We start from the raw sequence: 20,280 nt of genomic DNA, 5'->3' as shown, positions 1-20,280 counted from the left end.
GAGTGGAGCTAAGTCAATTGTTCAAAAAACACGCATGTTACTTGAGCATTTGCCTGCTCGTTGCACCATTGGTCGCTACAGCCGAAACGCTGCCGGTGGAGCCATTGCCAGTCACCACCCCTGCACCGGTCGCGCTGGCGCCACTGCAACAGGCATTGGCGCAGTTGACCAGTGTCTGCCCGCACCTTGCGCCGCGTATCGATGCCGCCGCGTTGGTGCGCCTGCAAGCCTTTTACCAGCAGCAGGGCGATGCCCCGCTATGGTCGGCTGACGAACGCCGGCAAGCCTTGCACAGCCAGTTGCTGATGCTTGCCGACGATGGCCTGGACCCCACCCACTATAGCTTGCCCACGGCGGATGCCACGGCCAACGTGCTGTGCAGCGATATCGCCAACAGCCAGCAGTACCTGCAAGCCCTGCAGGATTTGCATTACGGGCGCCTGCAGCAATCGCGTTTTGAGCCTCTATGGCATTCACAGCCGCCCAGTGGCGATCCTAACGCCGAGGTACTGGCGTTCGCCGCCACCGGCCTGCAAGACATGGCTCAAGCGTTCGATCAGGCCCGCCCCAGTGCCGATTTGTACCGCAGCCTGCGCAATGCCTATGCCGGCGTGCGCCAGCAACCGCTGCCCCATTGGGACCCGGTCGCCGGTGGCCCCTTGTTGCGCCCGGGGATGAACGACCCTCGCGTGCCGGAACTGGCGCGGCGCCTGCACAGCGGCGGCTACCTGGCCCAGTTGCCCAGCGGCAATGGCAAGCAATACCAGGGCGAACTGGTCAAGGCGGTGAAAGCCTTCCAGCTCAGCCACTCGTTGCAAGCTGACGGCGTGATCGGCGCCGGCACCGTGGCCGAACTGAATATCAGCCCGGCGATGCGTCGTGAGCAACTGCGCATCAACCTGGAGCGCTTCCGCTGGCTGGCCCAGGACCTGGAGCCTGAAGGCGTCGTGGTCAATGTGGCCGCCGCGCAACTGAGCGTGTACCAGAGCGGTATCCCGGTGTGGCAAACCCGCCTGCAAGTGGGCCGTGCCGAACGCCAGACACCGTTGCTCAAGTCGCGCATCACCCGGCTGACCCTCAACCCCACCTGGACCATCCCGCCGACCATCATGCGCGAGGACAAGCTGCCCGCCATCCGCCTCAACCCTGACTACCTGCGCCAGCAAAACCTGCAAGTGCTCGACGCCGAAGGTCACCCGTTGACTCCCGACCAAGTCGACTGGGCACGCCCCGGCAATATCCTGCTGCGTCAACAGGCCGGTCCGCGTAACCCGCTGGGCAAGATCGTGATGCGTTTCCCCAACCCGTATTCGGTGTACCTGCACGACACCCCCAGCCAGCCGTTGTTCACCAAGGGCCCGAGAGCGTTCAGCTCGGGGTGCGTACGGGTCGAACAACCGTTGTTATTACGCGACCTGCTGGTAACGCCCGCCGAACGCACCCGCACCGACGAGCTGCTGGCGACCGGCGAAACCCATGAATTCAGGCTCGCCACGCCGGTACCGGTGCTGTTGGGGTATTGGACGGTAGAGGTGGATCGCCAGGGCGAGCTGGTATACGCGCCGGATATTTATGCGCGTGACCCGGTGTTGATCAAGGCCATGGGCAGCGTGTTATAGAGCCAGATGGCTTGATACGAATGTAGGAGCGAGCTTGCTCGCGAAAACGTCAACGATAACGCGTGCTTCCTGAATAAACGCGGTGCCCGTGAGTTTTTCGCGAGCAAGCTCGCTCCTGCGTTCTATTCCGGCATCAGTTGCTGGCGGCATTCCAGCACCAGGCGGGCGCCGCCCAACTCACTGGTGCCGACCTCCAGCTTGAAGCCATGCAAATTGATGATCGCCGCCACAATCGACAGGCCCAGCCCAAAGCCGCCTTGCTGATCACTCTCATCGACCCGATAGAAACGCTGGAACACCGACGCGCGCTCGGCAGCCGGAATGCCCGGCCCGGAGTCGAGCACTTCGATGCGCGTACTGCCCAGGTCGTTGACTGCCCGCAGGATCACCTTGCCCTCGGGTGGGGTGAACTTGATCGAATTACTCAGCAGGTTGGCCAGGGCCTCGAATAACAGCGCACGGTCACCGGTAATCCACGGCAGTGAATCAGGCGCCTGTAACACCAGCTCCAGTTCGCCTTCTTCGGCCAGGGGCAGATAAAAATCATGCAGCTCGCGCAGCAACGGCAGCGGGTCCATCACCAGGAAGCCAGAACGGCGCTGGTGGTCTTCCAGCTCCGAGATGCGCAGCAGCCCGCGAAAACGCGCCATCAGCGTGTCGGTTTCGGCGATGGCGTCATCGAGCTTTACCGCGTGGGCCGAGTCTTCCTCGGCTTGTTGCTTGATGCGGTAAAGCTGGGCGCGCAAGCGGGTGAGCGGGGTGCGCAGGTCGTGGGCGATGTTGTCGCATACGCCCTTGACCTCGTTCATCAGTTTTTCGATGCGGTCGAGCATGGCATTGACGATGGCGGCGAGCATGTCCAGCTCGTCGCGCCGGTTGGACAGCGGCAACCGGTGCGTGAGGTCGCCGGCGACGATGGCCTCGGCGCTGGCCTGGATCCCGCGAATGCGCCGCAACGGGCGACGGCGCAGCAGGTGCCAGCCGGCAGCGCCAGGAATGATGGTCAAGGACAGCGCCCACAGCAGGGCGTGCCAGATGATCCGCGTTACCCCGAACAACGAGCCGTTGGCGCGTACCAATACCAGCCAGCGACCGTCTTCGGTGTGGGTGGCCACGGCGTCGCAGCTGTCCTTGGGCAATTTGGGGTCATCGGATTGCACGCAATTGGTCAGGGCGTGGATCTTGCCATCCAGCGGCAGGTCGGGTGGTACGGCACGGATCGGCCCGCTCAAGGGGCGAAATTGCTCATCGAACAGGCCATAGGCGTCCACGCCCTTCATGTCGAAGGTCATGCTGGTGGTAAGCGCTTCCACCAGCTCTTCGCCGTCGAAACGCTGGAAAAGATGCTGGCGCTGCAGCAGGGAATGGCGCGACAAGTCGCTGAGGTAGCCTGAGACCTCGTAGTACAGCACCCCCATGAGGATGCAACTCCACGCCACGAACAACGAACTGTACAGCGCCAGCAACCGGCTGCTGGAAGAGCGCCAGCCTTTAGAGGGGTTCAGCAATGACATAGCCCGAGCCTCGTACCGTGCGGATCAGCGGCGTGAGGCCCGGTGGGTCGATTTTCTTGCGCAGACGCCCAATGTGCACGTCGATCAGGTTGGTGCCGGGGTCGAAGTGATAGCCCCAGACTTCCTCGAAAATCATCATCCGCGACAGGATCTGCCCGGTGTTGCGCATCAGGAATTCAAGCAGTTTGTATTCAGTGGGCAGCAGGGTCAGCGGCTGATCGGCGCGGCTGGCTTCGCGGCTGATCAGGTTCAGTTCCAGGTCGGCCACGCGCAGGGCGGTTTCGAATTCCTGGACCGTGCTTTTACGCCGCAGCAGCACCTCGACCCGGGCGGCCATTTCATCCGAGGCGAACGGCTTGGTCAGGTAGTCATCCCCGCCAGCACGCAGGCCGCGTACGCGCTCGTCGACATCGGAGAGGGCGCTGATCATCAGGATCGGCGTAGACACCCCAATGGTGCGCAACGTGGTGACGATGGCCAGGCCATCCAGTTCGGGCAGCATGCGGTCGAGGGTGATCAGGTCGTAATCGCCACTCACGGCCCGGACCAGGCCCTCGCGGCCGTTGTCCACCCAATCTACGTCCAGTCCATGGCTACTCAGCTCGGCGACAATCTCGCGGGCCGTTACGGCGTCATCCTCGATGGTCAAAATGCGGGTCATAGGATTACCTGGTGAGCGTTCACACTAGAAGTGGCGACATTTTGCCAAGAAGTTGCTGAATGTTTCCTAAATAAAACTTCATCTTCCTGGCGTGCCGATTCCGGTGATCATCCTGATAGCGATTTTCATGCACTAACTGTAGGAGCGAGTTTGCTCGCGAAAAGCGTCTGGGCGCCGCGTTCATTCAGAATGGCCGCGGCGTTCTCGCGTTTTTCGCGAGCAAGCTCGCTCCTACAGGGGGCAGGGGGAGGGCACGCGTTGTCAGTCGTCAAACCCCACCTGCTCATGAATCTCATCGACCTTCAATTCCAACCGGTACGCCACCGCAATGAACAACGCCTGGCACAGGCACAGGGTGGCGCTCAACGAGCGGAAGGCAAACGAGGACCCTTCATTGACCAACAGCACCGCATTCGCCCGCTTGGCCAGGGGCGACAGGTTGCTGTCGGTGATGATCAGCGTCTTGGCCTGGTGATGCTGCGCGATGCGCAGGCAGTGCTGGGTCTCTTTGCCGTAGGGCGTAAAGCTGATGGCAATCACCAGGTCGTTGGCGCGTACGCTGCGCATCTGTTCGCGGTAACTGCCGCCTAGCCCCGAGATCAGGTGGATGCGCTTGTTGGTGTGCTGCAGGTTGTAGACCAGGTAGTCGGCCACCGCAAAGGAGCGGCGCACACCGACCACGTAGATGTTGTCGGCATTGACCACCAGGTCCACGGCTTTCTCGAAAGCCGCATCGTCCAGCTCCAGCCCCAGGCGTTCGATGCCCGACAGGGTGGCGTTGACGCACTCGCGCGCCAGGTCGCCGCCGCTGGCCTTCTGGGACTTGTTGGCGATCATGCTGCGGATGCGCTGTTGGTAGTTCTGCACCGGCGTGGTCTTGTGGGTATACGCCTCGCGAAACAGCGCCTGCATCTCACTGAACCCACTGAAGCCAAAGCGCTGGGAAAACCGCACGATGGCCGAGGGGTGCACTTCGCATTCGCGGGCAATGTCGCTGATGCGGTCGACCATGATCCGGTCGCTCTGCTGGCTCATGTAGCTGGCGATGCGCTTGAGCTGGCGCGGCAGGCTCTCGTATTCGTCGGTGATCAGCTGCAACAGGCGTTCGGCATTGATCGGAGGGCTGGCGATAGTTTCTTCCAGGGTGGTCTCGGGATCGGTGCGGGACATGGGCAATCCTTCTGGCGTGTTCGTCTGATGCGCTGATAGGTGGCGCAAGTCTACAGGGTAGGCGCAAAAAAATACCCCGGCATCACGGCCCGCGTGGCCTGCTGAAACGATGCATGGGCGCTGGCGTGCCACTATCCTGAGGTATTGGAAAAAATATTCCACTAAAAATAATTATGGAATAAATATTGATTGCTGCCGCTGGACGTTCTAGTCTGCTCCCACCAAGAGCGTTTGCCGTCGCCACGGCGGCACAACGCAGGCTGATAAAAATAACAGGAGCCAGCATGGGCCAGACTCGTTTTGCCAGTGGGCGTCAATTGGATCTGATTTGCCTCGGGCGCCTGGGCGTCGATCTTTATGCGCAGCAAGTCGGTGCGCGGCTTGAGGATGTGTCCAGCTTCGCCAAGTATCTGGGCGGTTCTTCCGCCAATATCGCTTTCGGCACGGCCAGGCTTGGGCTCAAGTCGGCGATGCTGAGCCGGGTCGGCGATGACCACATGGGCCGTTTCCTAGTGGAATCCCTGGCCCGCGAAGGCTGTGATGTCAGCGGCATCAAGGTCGACCCGGAGCGCCTCACCGCCCTGGTGCTGCTGGGCCTCAAGGACCGCGAAACCTTCCCCCTGGTGTTCTACCGCGAGAACTGCGCCGACATGGCCCTGCGCGCCGAAGACATCAGCGAAACCTTCATTGCCTCCAGCAAAGCGCTGTTGATCACCGGTACGCATTTCTCCACCGACGGCGTGTACAAAGCCAGCCTCCAGGCCCTGGATTACGCGGCCAAGCACAACGTCAAGCGCGTGCTGGACATCGATTATCGCCCCGTGTTGTGGGGCCTGGCAGGCAAGGCCGATGGTGAAACCCGTTTCGTCGCCGACCAGAATGTCAGCCAGCATGTGCAGAAGATCCTGCCGCATTTCGACCTGATCGTCGGCACCGAAGAGGAATTCCTGATTGCCGGCGGCAGTGAAGACCTGCTCACGGCCCTGCGCACCGTGCGTGAACTCACCCCGGCAACCTTGGTGGTCAAGCTCGGCCCCCAGGGCTGCACGGTGATCCACGGCGCGATTCCAGCGCGCCTGGAAGACGGGGCGATCTATCCTGGCGTGCGGGTTGAAGTGCTCAACGTGCTGGGCGCCGGTGATGCCTTTATGTCGGGCTTTCTCAGCGGCTGGATCAATGACGCCAGCGATGAGCGTTGCAGCCAGTTGGCCAATGCCTGTGGCGGCCTGGTGGTATCGCGCCACGCCTGTGCGCCAGCGATGCCGACACCCGCCGAACTCGATTACCTGTTCAACAGCCCCGTGCCCATCACCCGTCCCGACCAGGACGTGACCCTGCAACGCCTGCACCGTGTCACGGTGCCGCGCAAGGCCTGGAAGCAACTGTTCGTGTTTGCCTTCGACCACCGCTGGCAATTGGTGGAACTGGCGCAAAAAGGCGGCCAGGCCCCTGAGCGTATCAGCGACATCAAGCAGTTGTTTATCCAGGCCATCGAACGCGTGGAGCGCAAACTCAGCGAGCAGGGCGTCGAGGCGGATGTGGGCCTGCTCGCCGACCAACGCTTTGGCCAGGATGCGCTCAACGCCGCCAGCGGTCGCGGCTGGTGGATCGCCCGCCCGGTGGAAGTGCAGAACTCGCGGCCCCTGGCGTTCGAGCACGGGCGTTCGATCGGCAGCAACCTGATTGCCTGGCCCCAGGAACACATCATCAAGTGCCTGGTGCAGTTTCACCCCGATGACGAGCCGATGCTGCGCCTGGAACAGGAAGCGCAACTCAAGGCGGTGTACGAGGCGTCGCTGGTCAGTGGCCACGAACTACTGCTGGAAGTCATCCCACCCAAGGATCACCCGTCCACTTACCCGGATGTGCTCTACCGCAGCCTCAAGCGCCTGTACAACCTGGGCATTTACCCGGCCTGGTGGAAGATCGAAACCCAGTCGGCCGAAGACTGGAAAAAGCTCGACGAACTGATTCAGGAACGCGACCCCTACTGCCGTGGCGTGGTGTTGCTGGGCCTGAATGCTTCCCCCGAGTTTCTCGCCGATGGCTTCAAGCAAGCCAGCCAGAGCAGCACCTGCCGTGGGTTTGCCGTGGGCCGCACGATCTTCCACGAGCCGAGCCGGGCATGGATGGCAGGGGAAATTGACGATCAAACGCTGATCCAGCAGGTACAGGCGACGTTCGAACAACTCATCAATGCCTGGCTCAACGCCCGAACCTGATGCATGACCGATACCTGTAGGAGCGAGCTTGCTCGCGAAAAACGTCAACGATAACGCGTGCTTCCTGAATAAACGCGGTGCCTGGGAGTTTTTCGCGAGCAAGCTCGCTCCTACAGTTGAAAAGCGACTTGAATAATAAAAGGTGCAGCCATGCCCGCAATCCGAATTGGCATCAACCCGATCTCCTGGAGCAACGACGATCTCCCGGCCCTCGGCGGTGAGACCCCGCTGAGCACGGCCCTGAGCGAAGGCAAGGACATCGGCTACGAAGGTTTTGAACTCAACGGCAAATTCCCCAAGGATGCCAAGGGCGTCGCTGACGTGCTGCGTCCCTATGACCTGGCGCTGGTGTCCGGTTGGTACTCCAGCCGTCTGGCCCGCCGTTCGGTGGAAGAAGAAATCGAGGCGATTGCCGCCCATGTCGAACTGCTCAAATACAACGGCGCCTCGGTGCTGGTATACGGCGAAGTGGCCGACTCGATCCAGGGGTCGCGCATCCGCCTGATCGAGCGCCCGCGTTTTCACAGTGAACAGGCCTGGCAGGATTACGCCGACAAGCTCACCGAACTGGCGCGCTTCACCTTGTCCCGGGGCGTGCGCCTGGCCTATCACCACCATATGGGCGCGTACGTCGAATCCCCCGAAGACATCGACCAGTTGATGAAACGCACGGGCCCGGAAGTCGGCTTGCTGTTCGATTCGGGCCACTGCTACATGGGCGGCGGCGAACCTATCGAGGTGCTGCGCAAGCATATCGACCGCGTCTGCCATGTGCATTTCAAGGACGTACGCAAACCCGTGGTGCAACTGGCGCGCAACCAGATGTGGAGCTTCCCGGACTGCATCGTCAACGGCACCTTTACCGTGCCCGGCGATGGTGATATCGACTTCGCACCGTTGCTGGATGTGTTGATCGCGGCGAACTACAAGGGCTGGCTGGTGGTAGAAGCCGAGCAGGACCCGGCCGTGGCGCCCAGCTATATCTACGCGAAGAAGGGTTACGACACCCTGCGTGCGCTTCTCAACCAGAGGACTTGAGTGATGAGCTTGTTGGTCAAAAGCAGCAAACGCGGGCAAACCATGGTGGCGTTGGAAGCCGGGCGCCTGGAATACGTGGGTTTTGCCGCCTACCGCCTGAGCCTGGGCGAAACCCTGCCGGTCAGCGCCGGTGATCAGGAGCTGTGCCTGGTGTTGCTCAGCGGTCGGGTGACGATCGAAGGCCAGGGCTTCAGTTGGCAGAACCTCGGTAATCGCCAGTCGGTGTTCGAAGACAAATCGCCGTTCGCCGCCTACCTTCCGCCCGGTACCGATGCGCAGGTCAGCGCCTTGAGCGATGTGCAGATCGCTGTCTGCGCCGCCCCGGGCGCCGAGGGGTTCGCCCCGCGCCTGATCCGTCCGGAACAGTGCAAGCGCAGTGTGCGCGGCAAAGGCGCCAATACCCGCTACGTGTGCGACATCCTGCCCGACAGCGAGCCGGCTCATTCGCTGCTGGTGGTGGAAGTGCGCACGCCGTCGGGGCATTCCTCCAGCTATCCGCCGCACAAGCACGACACCGACGACCTGCCGCACCAGAGCTTCCTGGAAGAGACCTACTACCACCAGATCAACCCGCCCCAGGGCTTCGTGTTCCAGCGCGTGTACACCGACGACCGCAGTATCGACCAGGCGATGGCCGTGGAAAACAGTGACCTGGTGGTGGTGCCCAAGGGCTATCACCCGGTCAGCGTACCGTACGGCTACGAGTCTTATTACCTGAACGTGATGGCCGGCCCCAAGCGTGCCTGGCATTTCCATAACGACCCGCAGCACAGCTGGCTGCTGGACCTGTAAACGGTGTTGGACGGAGAACAAGAATAATGAAGTCGCCGCTACGTTTTGCCCTTAACCGCATGGTCGCCCCCAACCTGTCCTTGCCGGATTTCATCCAGTTGGCGGCGGCTCTCAACTGCGAGGCCATTGAGATCCGCAACGACCTCAAGAACCGTGAAATCGAATACGGCACACCCGCCAGCCGCGTGCGTGAGTTGTGCGCAGCGCAGGGCATCAAGGTGCTGTCGATCAACGCGCTGTACCCCTTTGATGTATGGAACGACGAACGCCGTGCCCAGGCAATCGAACTGGCCACCTACGCCCGTGAGTGCGGGGCCCAGGGGCTGGTGATGTGCCCGTTCAATCAGCCTGGCGATACGCGCAACGACGCGCAGCGCGCCGCCGGTTTGCGCACGGCGTTGAGCGAGCTGGCTTTGATCCTGCGCGAGTACGGGATTCTCGGTTTCATCGAACCCTTGGGCTTCACCGTATCCGCCCTGCGCCGCAAGCGCGTGGCAGTGGATGCAATCAAGGCCATCGGTGGCCTGGATGTGTTTCGTGTGGTGCACGACACCTTTCACCATCACCTGGCTGGCGAGCATGAGTTCTTCCCGGAACTGACCGGGCTGGTGCACATCTCCGGGGTGGAAGACCGCGATGCGCCGCTGGACTCGATCCGCGACGGCCACCGCGTGCTGGTGGGCGAGGACGATATCCTCGGTAATGCGGCGCAGATCGACACCTTGCTGAGCACCGGCTACAGCGGCTATCTGTCGTTCGAACCGTTTGCCGAAAGCGTGCACGGGTTGGTGGATATCCGGCAGGCGTTGGGCAGCAGCATGGCGTATCTGCAAAAGCCCCGAACCTGACACCGGCCAACCTGTGGGAGCGGGCTTGCTCGCGAATGCGGCGGGCCAGTAAATGAATCAGGTGACTGGCACACCGCATTCGCGAGCAAGCCCGCTCCCACATTGGATAGCCGCTGATCGACAGATTTGCATTCATACAAGGTGCGAACATGACCACAACAAGATTGACCATGGCCCAGGCCCTGGTGAAGTTCCTGGACAACCAATACATCGAAGTCGACGGCGTACAGAGCAAGTTTGTCGCCGGGGTCTTCACTATTTTCGGGCATGGCAATGTGTTGGGCCTCGGCCAGGCCCTGGAGCAGGACAGCGGCGACCTGGTGGTGCATCAGGGCCGCAATGAGCAAGGCATGGCCCACGCCGCCATCGGGTTTGCCAAGCAGCACCTGCGCCGCAAGATCTACGCATGCACGGCCTCGGTCGGGCCGGGCGCGGCCAATATGCTCACCGCCGCAGCCACCGCCACCGCCAACCGCATCCCGCTGCTGTTGTTGCCCGGCGATGTCTATGCCAGCCGTCAGCCCGACCCGGTATTGCAGCAGATCGAGCAGTTCCACGACCTGAGCATCAGCACCAACGACGCCTTCCGCTCCGTGAGCAAATACTGGGACCGCATCAACCGCCCCGAGCAACTGATGACCGCGGCGATCCATGCCATGCGCGTGCTGACCGACCCGGCCGAAACCGGGGCGGTGACCCTGGCCTTGCCTCAGGATGTACAAGCCGAAGCCTGGGACTACCCCGATTACTTCCTGCAAAAGCGCGTGCACCGCATCGACCGACGCCCGGCCACCCGCGCCATGCTCGAAGACGCTCTGGCTGCGTTTCGCGGCAAGCGCAAGCCGCTGATCATTTGCGGCGGCGGGGTCAAATACTCCGGCGCCAACCAGGCACTGCAAGCCTTTGCCGAGCGTTTCGATATTCCTTTCGCGGAAACCCAGGCGGGCAAGAGCGCCGTGGTGTCCAGCCATCCGCTGAACGTCGGCGGCATCGGCGAAACCGGCTGCCTGGCGGCCAACCTGCTGGCGCCCGAGGCCGATTTGATCATCGGTATCGGCACCCGTTATACCGACTTCACCACCTCGTCAAAATCGCTGTTCAAGCACCCCGAGGTGAAGTTTCTCAACCTCAATATCAGCCCCTGCGATGCCTTGAAACTGGACGGCGTGCAAGTGCTGGCAGATGCCAAAGTTGCGCTGCAAGCGCTGGCCGATGCCCTGGGCGATTACCGTTCGGGCTGGGGCGAGCAGATCGCCGACGCCAAGGCGCAACTCGACGCCGAAGTCGATCGCGTGCACCAGGTTCAATACCAGGGCGATGAGTTTGTCCCCGAAGTCGACGACCACCTGGACCGTGCAGTCCTGCGCGAATTTATCGAGTTGACCGGTTCGTGCCTGACCCAAAGCGCGGTGCTCGGCGTGCTCAATGCCCGCCTGGCCGATGACGCAATCATCGTCGCCGCCGCCGGCAGCCTGCCTGGCGATTTGCAGCGCGCCTGGCGCAGCAAAGGCGTCAACACCTACCACGTCGAGTATGGCTATTCATGCATGGGCTACGAGATCAACGCCGCCCTGGGCGTGAAGCTGGCCGAGCCGAGCAAGGAGGTGTACGCCCTGGTCGGCGATGGCTCCTACATGATGCTGCACTCGGAGCTGGCCACCTCGATCCAGGAGCGCCGCAAGATCAACGTGGTGCTGTTGGACAACATGGCGTTCGGTTGCATCAACAACCTGCAGATCGGCAACGGCATGGACAGCTTCGGCACCGAGTTTCGCTACCGCAACCCCGAGAGCGGCAAGCTCGACGGCGGCCTGGTGCCGGTGGATTTCGCCATGAGTGCGGCGGCCTATGGCTGCAAGACCTACAAGGTCAGCACGCTGGAACAGCTGGAAGCGGCGTTGGCCGATGCACGTACGCAAACCGTCTCCACGCTGATCGATATCAAGGTTCTGCCCAAGACCATGATCCACGGCTACCTGTCGTGGTGGCGGGTGGGGGTGGCGCAGGTGTCCACCAGTGAACGCACGAATGCAGCGGCAAAAAAACTCAATGAACACCTGGCGAAGGCCCGGCAGTACTAACAACAAGAGGAGTGTTTGCATGTCTTTGAAGCTTGGAGTGATTGGTACGGGCGCCATTGGCCGGGACCATATTCGTCGTTGCAGCCAGGCCTTGCTCAACAGCCAGGTAGTGGCCGTCACCGACATCAACCTTGAGCAGGCGGCCCAGGTGGTGGCGGACTTGAAGCTCGACGCCGAGGTGTACCCGGACGGCCATGCGTTGATCAACGCGCCAGAGGTCGAAGCGGTACTGGTGACGTCCTGGGGGCCGAGCCACGAAGAGTTTGTGCTGGCCGCGATTGCCGCCGGCAAACCGGTGTTTTGTGAGAAACCCCTGGCGGTGACGGCCGAGGGCTGCCGCAACATTGTCGAGGCCGAGGTAGCCCACGGTAAGCGCCTGGTCCAAGTGGGTTTCATGCGCCCGTACGACCAAGGCTATCGTGCCCTCAAGGCGGTGATCGACAGCGGCCAGATCGGCGAGCCGTTAATGCTGCACTGCGCGCACCGAAACCCCACGGTGGGCGAGAACTACAACACCGGCATGGCGATCACCGACACCCTGATCCATGAGCTGGACGTGCTGCGTTGGCTGCTCGATGACGACTACGTGTCCGTGCAGGTGGTTTTCCCGCGCAAGACCAGCAAGGCGCTGGCGCACCTGCGCGACCCGCAGATCGTGCTGCTGGAGACCGCCAAAGGCACGCGTATCGACGTGGAAGTGTTTGTGAACTGCCAATACGGCTACGACATCCAGTGCGAAGTGGTGGGGGAGAGCGGTATCGCCAGGTTGCCGGAGCCGTCCCAGGTGCAACTGCGCAGCGACGCGAAGCTGTCCAACGCGATCCTGATGGATTGGAAGGATCGGTTTATCGATGCCTATGACGTGGAGTTGCAGGCGTTTATCGACAGCGTGCTGGCCGGGCAGGTCGGCGGGCCGTCGGCCTGGGATGGGTTTGCGGCGGCGGTGGCGGCGGATGCATGTATTGAAGCCCAGGGCAGCGGGCAGATTGTGCAGGTGAGCTTGCCGGATCGCCCGCGCTTCTACGGCTAACCACTATCCAACATTGAAATGCAATCTGTGTGGGAGCGGGCTTGCTCGCGAATGCGGTGTATCAGATACAAATGCCTTAGCTGATACACCGCATTCGCGAGCAAGCCCGCTCCCACATTTGGAATGAATTTGCACTTCATATAAGGAGTTGAGCATGCGAATCGGACTAGTGGGCTACGGCCACGGCGGGCGTTTTTTTCATGCCCCGCTGATAGCCACCCTGCCTGGCGCCACCTTTGTCGGCGTGGTGACGCGTTCACCCGAACGTCGCCAGCAATTGAGTACTGATCTTCCCGGTGTCAAAGCCTTCGACTCCATCGGCCAGATCGTCGAAGCCGGCGTCGATGCCCTGGTGATTTCCACCACCCTCAAAGGTCGCCCGGCCCTGGTGCTGGAAGCCATCGAGCATGGGGTGGCGGTGGTCAGCGACAAACCCTTTGCCGCCAACGCCGAACAAGCCCAGGCCCTGATTACCGCTGCCGAGCGCCAGGGCTCGCTGCTCAGCGTCTACCAGAATCGGCGCTGGGACTCGGATTACCTGACCTTGCGCAAACTGATCGACGCCGGCGCCCTGGGCACCATCACCCGCTTTGAGTCCCGCGTGGAGCGCTACAGCCCGCAGGCCGTGGGCAATGCCAGCGGCGGCGGGTGGCTGCGCGACCTGGGCAGCCATCTGGTGGACCAGGCGTTGCAACTGTTCGGCCCGGTGGAGCGGGTATTCGCCCAATTGCACTACACCCCTGAACATCCCACCGTGGACCACGGCTTCTTTGTCTCCCTCACCCATGCCAACGGCGTGATTTCGCACCTGTGGGGCAACGCGTTGCAGAACAGCCAGGCACCGCGATTTCGCGTCAGTGGCAGCCTGGGTTGCTACACCGTCGACGGCCTGGACGGCCAGGAAGAAGCGCTGCTGGCCGGCAAGTCACCGAAAACCGAAGGTGAACACTGGGGCGCTGAGGAGCATCGACGCTGGGGCTGGTTTGAACAAGGGCCGGAGCGTGAGCGGGTGCCGTCGGAGAAGGGCTGCTGGACCCAGTTCTATCGCGAGTTGCACGCCGCCGTGGTGGGGCAGGGGCCGCTGCCGGTCAGCGCCTATGACGCCCTGGAAACCACCCGTATATTGGACGCTGCACGCCTGAGCGCTGAGCGCCAGCAGGTGGTTTCGACAAAAATAGAATAAAATTCTAAAACAGGTTGATATGGAAATTATTTTCTAATACAGTCTTTTCCAGGTTGCATAAAGTACGTCCCGGACCCTACGGGCGACTCAACAAAAACAAGATCAAAAACAACCAGGTACCGTCAGATGAAAATCTTCAACGCTGTACTGCGAGTTTTACGCCCCCTCCAAGCGCCACGCGGACTGCCCCGCGCCCGGCCGTTCTACTTCTCCTTCCTGAATGTGCTGTGCGTCGAAAACCAGGGCGCGCTGGTCTGCTGCATTCCAGGCGCGCCGGTGGTGCGACTGACAACCGAGTCCTGATCAACGCAACGTCAAAAAAAACCAACAAGAAAGTGGAGACAGACCGTTCATGAAGACCCCGATCCGTTTTACCGCCCTGGCCTTGTCCATGCTGCTGGCCAGTGGCGTTGCGGCTGCCGCCGATCTCAAGGTGGGCGTGACGATGTCCGCGTTCGATGACACCTTCCTCACCTACCTGCGCGAGGACATGGACAAGCAAGCCAAGTCCTATCCAAAAGGTGATGGCGTGCAACTGCAGTTCGAAGATGCCCGCGCTGATGTGGTCAAGCAGTTGAGCCAGGTCGAGAACTTCATCAGCCAGAAGGTCGACGCGATTATCGTCAACCCGGTCGATACTGCGTCGACCAAGAACATCATCAGTGCCGCCACCAAGGCGGGCATTCCGCTGGTGTTCGTCAATCGCCGCCCCGACCAGAAAGACTTGCCCAAGGACGTGGTGGCCGTGACCTCCGATGATGTCGAGGCCGGCCGCCTGCAAATGCAATACATCGCCGAAAAACTCGGCGGCAAGGGCAAGGTCGTCATCCTGCTGGGTGACCTGGCGAACAACTCCACCACCAACCGCACCAAGGGCGTGAAGGAAGTGCTGGCCAAGTACCCGGACATCAAGATCGAGCAGGAACAAACCGGAATCTGGTTGCGTGACAGGGGCATGACCCTGGTCAACGACTGGCTGACCCAGGGCCGGGAGTTCAATGCGGTGCTGGCCAACAACGATGAGATGGCAATCGGTGCGTCCATGGCCCTGAGATCGGCCGGCAAGGAAAAAGGCAGCGTGTTGATTGCCGGTGTCGACGGCACGCCCGATGGCTTGAACGCGATCACCAAGGGCGACATGACCGTATCGGCCTTCCAGGACGCCAAGGGCCAGGCGGTAGGTTCGGTGGAGGCAGCGCGCAAGATGGCCAAGAAGGAGCCGGTCGAGCAGAACGTGGTGATCCCGTTCCAGTTGATCACCCCGGACAACGTCAAAGACTTCAAGTAGCCCCAACATAACAACAAAAGCTGGCAGGGCGGTCACGGCCGCCCTGCAGATGGAGTACCTCCCTATGCTTGCTCAAGCCGCCACGTCTCAGCCCGCCGCCCATCCGGCGCTGGCGCTGGACGAACCCTACCTGCTGGAAATCCTCAACATCAGCAAAGGCTTTCCCGGTGTCGTGGCCCTGGACGATGTGCAACTGCGGGTGCGTCCCGGCACGGTGCTGGCGTTGATGGGCGAGAACGGTGCGGGCAAGTCGACGCTGATGAAGATCATCGCCGGCATCTACCAGCCTGACGCCGGCGAAATTCGCCTGCGTGGCAAGCCGATCACCTTTGAAACGCCGCTGGCCGCGCAGAAGGCCGGGATTGCGATGATCCACCAGGAACTCAACCTGATGCCCCATATGAGCATCGCCGAGAACATCTGGATCGGCCGCGAACAGCTCAACAGCCTGCACATGGTCAACCACCGCGAAATGCATCGCTGCACCGCCGAGTTGCTGGCGCGCCTGCGCATCAACCTCGACCCGGAAGAACAGGTCGGCAACCTGAGCATTGCCGAACGGCAGATGGTCGAGATTGCCAAGGCCGTGTCCTACGACTCCGACATCCTGATCATGGATGAACCCACCTCGGCTATTACCGACAAGGAAGTGGCCCACCTGTTTTCGATCATTGCCGACCTCAAGTCCCAGGGCAAAGGTATCGTCTATATCACCCACAAGATGAACGAGGTGTTCGCCATCGCCGATGAAGTGGCGGTGTTCCGCGACGGCCAATACATCGGCTTGCAACGGGCCGACAGCATGAACAGCGACAGCCTCATCTCGATGATGGTCGGGCGCGAATTGAGCCAACTGTTCCCGGTGCGCGAAACGCCTATTGGCGAGCTGTTGTTGTCGGTGCGCGACCTGAGCCTGGACGGCGTGTTCAAGGACGTATCGTTCGACCTGCACGCCGGGGAGATCCTCGGTATCGCCGGGCTGATGGGCTCCGGGCGCACTAACGTGGCGGAAACCATTTTTGGTATCACCCCAAGCTCCAGCGGGCAAATCACCCTGGACGGCAAGGCGGTGCGCATTACCGACCCGCATATGGCCATTGAGAAAGGCTTTGCGCTGTTGACCGAGGATCGCAAGCTCAGCGGCCTGTTCCCGTGCCTGTCGGTGCTGGAGAACATGGAGATGGCGGTGTTGCCGCACTATTCGGGCAACGGTTTTATCCAGCAGAAAGCCTTGCGTGCCCTGTGTGAGGACATGTGCAAGAAACTGCGGGTGAAAACCCCGTCACTGGAGCAATGCATCGACACCTTGTCCGGCGGTAACCAGCAAAAGGCCTTGCTGGCGCGCTGGCTGATGACCAACCCACGCTTGCTGATCCTGGATGAACCGACGCGTGGTATCGATGTGGGCGCCAAGGCTGAGATCTATCGCTTGATCGCCTTCCTCGCCAGCGAAGGCATGGCGGTGATCATGATTTCCTCCGAACTGCCCGAAGTGCTCGGCATGAGCGACCGGGTGATGGTGATGCACGAAGGTGAACTGATGGGCACCCTGGATCGCGCCGAGGCGACCCAGGAAAAAGTCATGCAGTTGGCTTCCGGGATGACCGCAGTCCACTGATCTACAGAATAAGAAGGTGATGGGTTATGAACGCAATAACAGACAACAAGCCGGCAACCGCACCGGTCAAGAACCGTCGACGCATGCCCACCGAGCTGAGTATCTTCCTGGTGCTGATCGGTATCGGCCTGGTGTTTGAAGTGTTCGGCTGGATCGTGCGCGACCAGAGCTTTCTGATGAACTCCCAGCGCCTGGTGCTGATGATCCTGCAGGTGTCGATCATCGGCCTGCTGGCCATCGGTGTGACCCAGGTGATCATCACCACGGGCATCGACTTGTCGTCCGGCTCGGTGCTGGCCTTGTCAGCGATGATCGCCGCCAGCCTGGCGCAGACCTCCGACTTTTCCCGGGCGGTGTTTCCGTCCCTCACCGACTTGCCGGTGTGGATCCCGGTGGCGATGGGCTTGGGTGTGGGGCTGCTGGCGGGGGCGATCAACGGCAGCATCATCGCGGTCACCGGCATCCCGCCGTTTATCGCGACCCTGGGCATGATGGTCTCGGCCCGTGGCCTGGCGCGCTATTACACCGAAGGCCAGCCGGTGAGCATGCTCTCGGACTCCTACACAGCGATCGGCCATGGCGCGATGCCGGTGATTATCTTCCTGGTGGTGGCGGTGATCTTCCACATTGCCCTGCGTTACACCAAGTATGGCAAGTACACCTATGCCATCGGCGGCAATATGCAGGCGGCGCGTACCTCTGGGATCAACGTCAAGCGTCACTTGATCATTGTCTATAGCATCGCCGGTCTCCTGGCGGGCCTGGCCGGCGTGGTGGCCTCGGCACGTGCAGCGACGGGGCAGGCCGGCATGGGCATGTCCTACGAGCTGGACGCGATTGCCGCCGCAGTGATCGGCGGTACCAGCCTGGCCGGTGGAGTAGGGCGCATCACCGGCACGGTGATCGGCGCGCTGATCCTCGGGGTGATGGCCAGCGGGTTTACCTTTGTCGGGGTGGATGCGTATATCCAGGACATCATCAAGGGCCTGATCATCGTGGTGGCGGTGGTGATCGACCAATATCGCAACAAGCGCAAGCTCAAGCGCTGAGCTCTGCCCTGTAGGAGCGAGCTTGCTCGCGAAAGCTGCAAAGATAACGCGGGCTTTCTGACTGAACGCGGTGTCCTTGAGTTCTTCGCGAGCAAGCTCGCTCCTACAGGGGGGATGGGGCACTTTCAACCGTTTGTCTTCTATATAGCTCCACAACACTGAATTTCTTGCTATAAACGCACTCCGATGACCATTCGCCAAGCCCGTCCTGGTGCCTTTGGGGGTTGATCGGGAAAAAATGCCTGTCTTTTCAGTTGCTGCGCCCTCAAGTCGGCCTTAGACTGCCGCCCCTCGTAAATTGAGTGCCGGGTGGCGCTTGGAATGGATGGCGCCCTTCCGAGACCTGCAGAGGTCGGCCGGAACGCTCCCTAATTCGCCTTAATGCACGTATTTTTTTATAGAGAAATCAATGACAAAGGAAAAGTTGCTGGCCATGCCGGCGGATGACTACATGAATGCCGAACAGCACGCTTTTTTCGAGAAGTTGCTGCAAGACATGAAGGTGGAGCACCACGAGCGCATTGAGCAGAACCGTATCGCTATCGAAAGCCTGGATACCCCGGCCGACCCGGCTGACGCGGCTTCCGTCGAAGAAGAACGCACCTGGCTGGTGAATGCAATTGACCGCGACCAGCGCATGCTGCCGCAACTTGAGCGTGCTCTGGAACGCATCAAGGAAGATTCCTTTGGCTGGTGTGACGACAGCGGCGAACCTATCGGCCTCAAGCGCCTGCTGATCAGCCCTACCACCAAGTACTGCATCGAAGCGCAAGAGCGCCACGAGCAGATCGACAAGCACCAGCGTCAAGCCTGATGCGGTGAAGGGGGCGGCTCTCGAGCTGGCCGCCCTGGATCGGCATTGTTGCTGTTTATGCAATGAAGCTATTCCGTGGATAGCTTTTTCCAACTGGAATAAAGCCGTAGCATGGCCAACATTGTTAGCCAGCTAACTAATGCTGCGGAGAAGCTCCATGCAAAACAAAGTCGATGTGGCCGTAATGATCGGCAGTGGCGTACCCGAAACCCTGCGTGCCCTGGGCCAGCGAGCTTGCTGGGTGGTGTTGCTCAACGGTGAGCAGCGCGGCACAGCATTCGCCAGCCGGGACGAGGCGCAGGAGTGCCAGGCTGCCTGGCAAGCGCTGTTGCGCAGCGAAGCGTCAGACAGCCTGCATTGATCAAACGCGAGGAGGCTCATGCAGCAGCGCGTTGAGGTCATCCACTGCGGGGGCCCATTCTGCGTCGACCTGCAATTGTTCCCTGAGGAAGTTCGCCTGCTGTTCGCTCCAGAATGGCGCGTCGATGAGTTTTACGTCATCGGGCAGGCGATGTTCTGCGGTGAAACGTTCGATGGCTTCCTGGCTGGAATCCAGCCCAAGTTGTTCGAACAAGGTTTCAAGGGTAGGGGGGGTGGTGTCCATAGCGTTCTCCATGCGGGCTTATCGTCATGCATGTGAGGGGCAGGGCACGCCAGAGTTCTATCGGATTGTCAGGTATTGAGCGCGCCGCAATCCACGGCGGTTTTCAGCGCCTTGGCCGCCTCTTTGCCCGCGACGGCTGCCGCGTCGGCGGTTTTGAACCAGCGGTCTTTTTCCACCTGGTGTGCTGTGACCTTGTTCAGCGGCGGTTTGGCTCGCATGATGATGACCGCTTGAAACTCGCCGTCTACTTCCCTCGCATCACCGTGGATAATAAATTCGCCAATATCAAATTCTGTCACGTATGGCTTTCCCTTCAAGGTAACTGCGTTGATGAAACCTGACCCGCGGGGGGCAAACTTCCATGGACAGGCCAGTATGGCAGTTGTTGAGGGACTGTGGCGCAGTAAAGTCATCCAGGTGACGAAACGATTCCACCGCATAAGGCGTATAGCTTGGCTTCCAGGGACTTGGCCAGTTCACAGGCTTTGATGTGATCGCTGCGAAACCCCTTGATCTTGCCGCTGGGCACTTCAAGAATATGAAAAAAGTTCTTCCCTGCGGGTACAACTTGGTAAAGCACCGAATTGGAGTACCCATTCAGGCTCAGCAAGCAGTAGTATTGTTGTTCGTCGGGACATGGTGAACGAGTGTGGAAAGACGTAGCGTCGTGTTGACGTCGTTGCATGCTCAGCTCCTGTCGATCGATCCTGTTAGCTTGTCTGCGGTGTTTCGGGTGGTTTTCACCCTGG

At 60.9% G+C, this 20,280-nt stretch carries 20 protein-coding genes; 14 read left to right on the top strand and 6 right to left on the bottom strand.

Annotation, left to right across the window (positions count from 1 at the left end):
• The first annotated feature begins 17 nt into the window (after nt 1-17).
• Nucleotides 18-1,619 (top strand): L,D-transpeptidase family protein, encoded by a 1,602-nt coding sequence (locus BUE92_RS17230; protein WP_073525191.1) that lies wholly within the window; start codon nt 18-20, stop codon nt 1,617-1,619.
• Between the two features lie 122 nt (nt 1,620-1,741).
• Here the strand turns inward: BUE92_RS17230 and BUE92_RS17225 are convergent, their stop codons facing one another.
• The 3 genes from BUE92_RS17225 to BUE92_RS17215 all read right to left on the bottom strand — a co-directional run bounded on the left by BUE92_RS17225 (nt 1,742) and on the right by BUE92_RS17215 (nt 4,964).
• On the bottom strand, nt 1,742-3,133 hold the full coding sequence (locus BUE92_RS17225) for a sensor histidine kinase (RefSeq protein ID WP_073525190.1): 1,392 nt from the start codon (nt 3,131-3,133) through the stop codon (nt 1,742-1,744).
• Complete coding sequence (locus BUE92_RS17220; protein ID WP_003191687.1) at nt 3,111-3,794, bottom strand: response regulator transcription factor; 684 nt, start codon at nt 3,792-3,794, stop codon at nt 3,111-3,113. The genes BUE92_RS17225 and BUE92_RS17220 overlap by 23 nt, the downstream gene beginning before the upstream one ends.
• A 261-nt stretch (nt 3,795-4,055) precedes the next feature.
• On the bottom strand, nt 4,056-4,964 hold the full coding sequence (locus BUE92_RS17215; RefSeq protein WP_034125700.1) for a MurR/RpiR family transcriptional regulator: 909 nt from the start codon (nt 4,962-4,964) through the stop codon (nt 4,056-4,058).
• Nucleotides 4,965-5,248: 284 nt separating this feature from the next.
• On the opposite strand from BUE92_RS17215, the gene BUE92_RS17210 reads away from it, so the two are divergent.
• From BUE92_RS17210 to BUE92_RS17155, 13 genes are all read left to right on the top strand, one after another.
• Nucleotides 5,249-7,186, top strand: coding sequence for a bifunctional 5-dehydro-2-deoxygluconokinase/5-dehydro-2-deoxyphosphogluconate aldolase (locus BUE92_RS17210; protein WP_073525187.1), 1,938 nt, complete (start codon nt 5,249-5,251; stop codon nt 7,184-7,186).
• Nucleotides 7,187-7,336: 150 nt separating this feature from the next.
• The gene (iolE, locus tag BUE92_RS17205; protein WP_073525185.1) at nt 7,337-8,224 is read left to right on the top strand and encodes a myo-inosose-2 dehydratase; all 888 of its coding nucleotides are present in this window, start codon (nt 7,337-7,339) and stop codon (nt 8,222-8,224) included.
• Nucleotides 8,225-8,227: 3 nt separating this feature from the next.
• Nucleotides 8,228-9,016: a 5-deoxy-glucuronate isomerase gene (iolB, locus tag BUE92_RS17200; RefSeq protein WP_073525184.1), complete on the top strand. Its 789-nt coding sequence runs from the start codon at nt 8,228-8,230 to the stop codon at nt 9,014-9,016.
• A 26-nt stretch (nt 9,017-9,042) separates the two neighbouring features.
• Nucleotides 9,043-9,864 (top strand): TIM barrel protein, encoded by an 822-nt coding sequence (locus tag BUE92_RS17195; RefSeq protein WP_073525183.1) that lies wholly within the window; start codon nt 9,043-9,045, stop codon nt 9,862-9,864.
• 149 nt (nt 9,865-10,013) lie between these two features.
• Nucleotides 10,014-11,945 carry a 3D-(3,5/4)-trihydroxycyclohexane-1,2-dione acylhydrolase (decyclizing) gene (gene iolD, locus BUE92_RS17190; RefSeq protein ID WP_073525182.1) on the top strand — a complete coding sequence of 644 codons (1,932 nt, stop codon included), beginning with the start codon at nt 10,014-10,016 and terminating at the stop codon, nt 11,943-11,945.
• Between the two features lie 19 nt (nt 11,946-11,964).
• Nucleotides 11,965-12,975 (top strand): Gfo/Idh/MocA family protein, encoded by a 1,011-nt coding sequence (locus tag BUE92_RS17185; protein WP_073525181.1) that lies wholly within the window; start codon nt 11,965-11,967, stop codon nt 12,973-12,975.
• A gap of 154 nt (nt 12,976-13,129) precedes the next feature.
• Complete coding sequence (locus tag BUE92_RS17180; protein ID WP_073525180.1) at nt 13,130-14,158, top strand: Gfo/Idh/MocA family protein; 1,029 nt, start codon at nt 13,130-13,132, stop codon at nt 14,156-14,158.
• 126 nt (nt 14,159-14,284) lie between these two features.
• On the top strand, nt 14,285-14,461 hold the full coding sequence (locus tag BUE92_RS28515) for a hypothetical protein (protein ID WP_178380720.1): 177 nt from the start codon (nt 14,285-14,287) through the stop codon (nt 14,459-14,461).
• A 49-nt stretch (nt 14,462-14,510) separates the two neighbouring features.
• On the top strand, nt 14,511-15,446 hold the full coding sequence (locus BUE92_RS17175) for a sugar ABC transporter substrate-binding protein (protein ID WP_073525178.1): 936 nt from the start codon (nt 14,511-14,513) through the stop codon (nt 15,444-15,446).
• 64 nt (nt 15,447-15,510) lie between these two features.
• On the top strand, nt 15,511-17,064 hold the full coding sequence (locus BUE92_RS17170) for a sugar ABC transporter ATP-binding protein (protein WP_034125691.1): 1,554 nt from the start codon (nt 15,511-15,513) through the stop codon (nt 17,062-17,064).
• 26 nt (nt 17,065-17,090) lie between these two features.
• Nucleotides 17,091-18,113, top strand: a complete 1,023-nt coding sequence (locus BUE92_RS17165) for an ABC transporter permease (RefSeq protein WP_073525176.1) — start codon at nt 17,091-17,093, stop codon at nt 18,111-18,113.
• Between the two features lie 409 nt (nt 18,114-18,522).
• Complete coding sequence (locus BUE92_RS17160; RefSeq protein WP_003191666.1) at nt 18,523-18,927, top strand: TraR/DksA family transcriptional regulator; 405 nt, start codon at nt 18,523-18,525, stop codon at nt 18,925-18,927.
• A gap of 157 nt (nt 18,928-19,084) precedes the next feature.
• Nucleotides 19,085-19,288: a hypothetical protein gene (locus tag BUE92_RS17155; protein WP_003191664.1), complete on the top strand. Its 204-nt coding sequence runs from the start codon at nt 19,085-19,087 to the stop codon at nt 19,286-19,288.
• Here the strand turns inward: BUE92_RS17155 and BUE92_RS17150 are convergent, their stop codons facing one another.
• The 3 genes from BUE92_RS17150 to BUE92_RS17140 all read right to left on the bottom strand — a co-directional run bounded on the left by BUE92_RS17150 (nt 19,289) and on the right by BUE92_RS17140 (nt 20,216).
• Nucleotides 19,289-19,531 carry a DUF2789 domain-containing protein gene (locus tag BUE92_RS17150; RefSeq protein ID WP_073525174.1) on the bottom strand — a complete coding sequence of 81 codons (243 nt, stop codon included), beginning with the start codon at nt 19,529-19,531 and terminating at the stop codon, nt 19,289-19,291. It lies immediately after the preceding gene.
• Nucleotides 19,532-19,599: 68 nt separating this feature from the next.
• Nucleotides 19,600-19,830, bottom strand: a complete 231-nt coding sequence (locus BUE92_RS17145) for a hypothetical protein (RefSeq protein ID WP_034125688.1) — start codon at nt 19,828-19,830, stop codon at nt 19,600-19,602.
• 110 nt (nt 19,831-19,940) lie between these two features.
• Nucleotides 19,941-20,216 carry a hypothetical protein gene (locus BUE92_RS17140; protein WP_073525173.1) on the bottom strand — a complete coding sequence of 92 codons (276 nt, stop codon included), beginning with the start codon at nt 20,214-20,216 and terminating at the stop codon, nt 19,941-19,943.
• Nucleotides 20,217-20,280 lie beyond the last annotated feature (64 nt).

It is taken from the genome of Pseudomonas fluorescens (assembly GCF_001902145.1).
GTDB lineage: Bacteria > Pseudomonadota > Gammaproteobacteria > Pseudomonadales > Pseudomonadaceae > Aquipseudomonas > Aquipseudomonas fluorescens_BV.
Note: the sequence above shows the minus strand (reverse complement) of the source record. Positions and strands in the feature narration are given on the sequence as shown.

What these genes read in the sequence shown, in the direction of transcription:
- BUE92_RS17225 (WP_073525190.1), bottom strand. Translation starts at nt 3,133, where the DNA reads ATGTCATTGCTGAACCCCTCTAAAGGCTGGCGCTCTTCCAGCAGCCGG.
- BUE92_RS17220 (WP_003191687.1), bottom strand. Translation starts at nt 3,794, where the DNA reads ATGACCCGCATTTTGACCATCGAGGATGACGCCGTAACGGCCCGCGAG.
- BUE92_RS17215 (WP_034125700.1), bottom strand. Translation starts at nt 4,964, where the DNA reads ATGTCCCGCACCGATCCCGAGACCACCCTGGAAGAAACTATCGCCAGC.
- BUE92_RS17210 (WP_073525187.1), top strand. Translation starts at nt 5,249, where the DNA reads ATGGGCCAGACTCGTTTTGCCAGTGGGCGTCAATTGGATCTGATTTGC.
- iolE (WP_073525185.1), top strand. Translation starts at nt 7,337, where the DNA reads ATGCCCGCAATCCGAATTGGCATCAACCCGATCTCCTGGAGCAACGAC.
- iolB (WP_073525184.1), top strand. Translation starts at nt 8,228, where the DNA reads ATGAGCTTGTTGGTCAAAAGCAGCAAACGCGGGCAAACCATGGTGGCG.
- BUE92_RS17195 (WP_073525183.1), top strand. Translation starts at nt 9,043, where the DNA reads ATGAAGTCGCCGCTACGTTTTGCCCTTAACCGCATGGTCGCCCCCAAC.
- iolD (WP_073525182.1), top strand. Translation starts at nt 10,014, where the DNA reads ATGACCACAACAAGATTGACCATGGCCCAGGCCCTGGTGAAGTTCCTG.
- BUE92_RS17185 (WP_073525181.1), top strand. Translation starts at nt 11,965, where the DNA reads ATGTCTTTGAAGCTTGGAGTGATTGGTACGGGCGCCATTGGCCGGGAC.
- BUE92_RS17180 (WP_073525180.1), top strand. Translation starts at nt 13,130, where the DNA reads ATGCGAATCGGACTAGTGGGCTACGGCCACGGCGGGCGTTTTTTTCAT.
- BUE92_RS28515 (WP_178380720.1), top strand. Translation starts at nt 14,285, where the DNA reads ATGAAAATCTTCAACGCTGTACTGCGAGTTTTACGCCCCCTCCAAGCG.
- BUE92_RS17175 (WP_073525178.1), top strand. Translation starts at nt 14,511, where the DNA reads ATGAAGACCCCGATCCGTTTTACCGCCCTGGCCTTGTCCATGCTGCTG.
- BUE92_RS17170 (WP_034125691.1), top strand. Translation starts at nt 15,511, where the DNA reads ATGCTTGCTCAAGCCGCCACGTCTCAGCCCGCCGCCCATCCGGCGCTG.
- BUE92_RS17165 (WP_073525176.1), top strand. Translation starts at nt 17,091, where the DNA reads ATGAACGCAATAACAGACAACAAGCCGGCAACCGCACCGGTCAAGAAC.
- BUE92_RS17160 (WP_003191666.1), top strand. Translation starts at nt 18,523, where the DNA reads ATGACAAAGGAAAAGTTGCTGGCCATGCCGGCGGATGACTACATGAAT.
- BUE92_RS17155 (WP_003191664.1), top strand. Translation starts at nt 19,085, where the DNA reads ATGCAAAACAAAGTCGATGTGGCCGTAATGATCGGCAGTGGCGTACCC.
- BUE92_RS17150 (WP_073525174.1), bottom strand. Translation starts at nt 19,531, where the DNA reads ATGGACACCACCCCCCCTACCCTTGAAACCTTGTTCGAACAACTTGGG.
- BUE92_RS17140 (WP_073525173.1), bottom strand. Translation starts at nt 20,216, where the DNA reads ATGCAACGACGTCAACACGACGCTACGTCTTTCCACACTCGTTCACCA.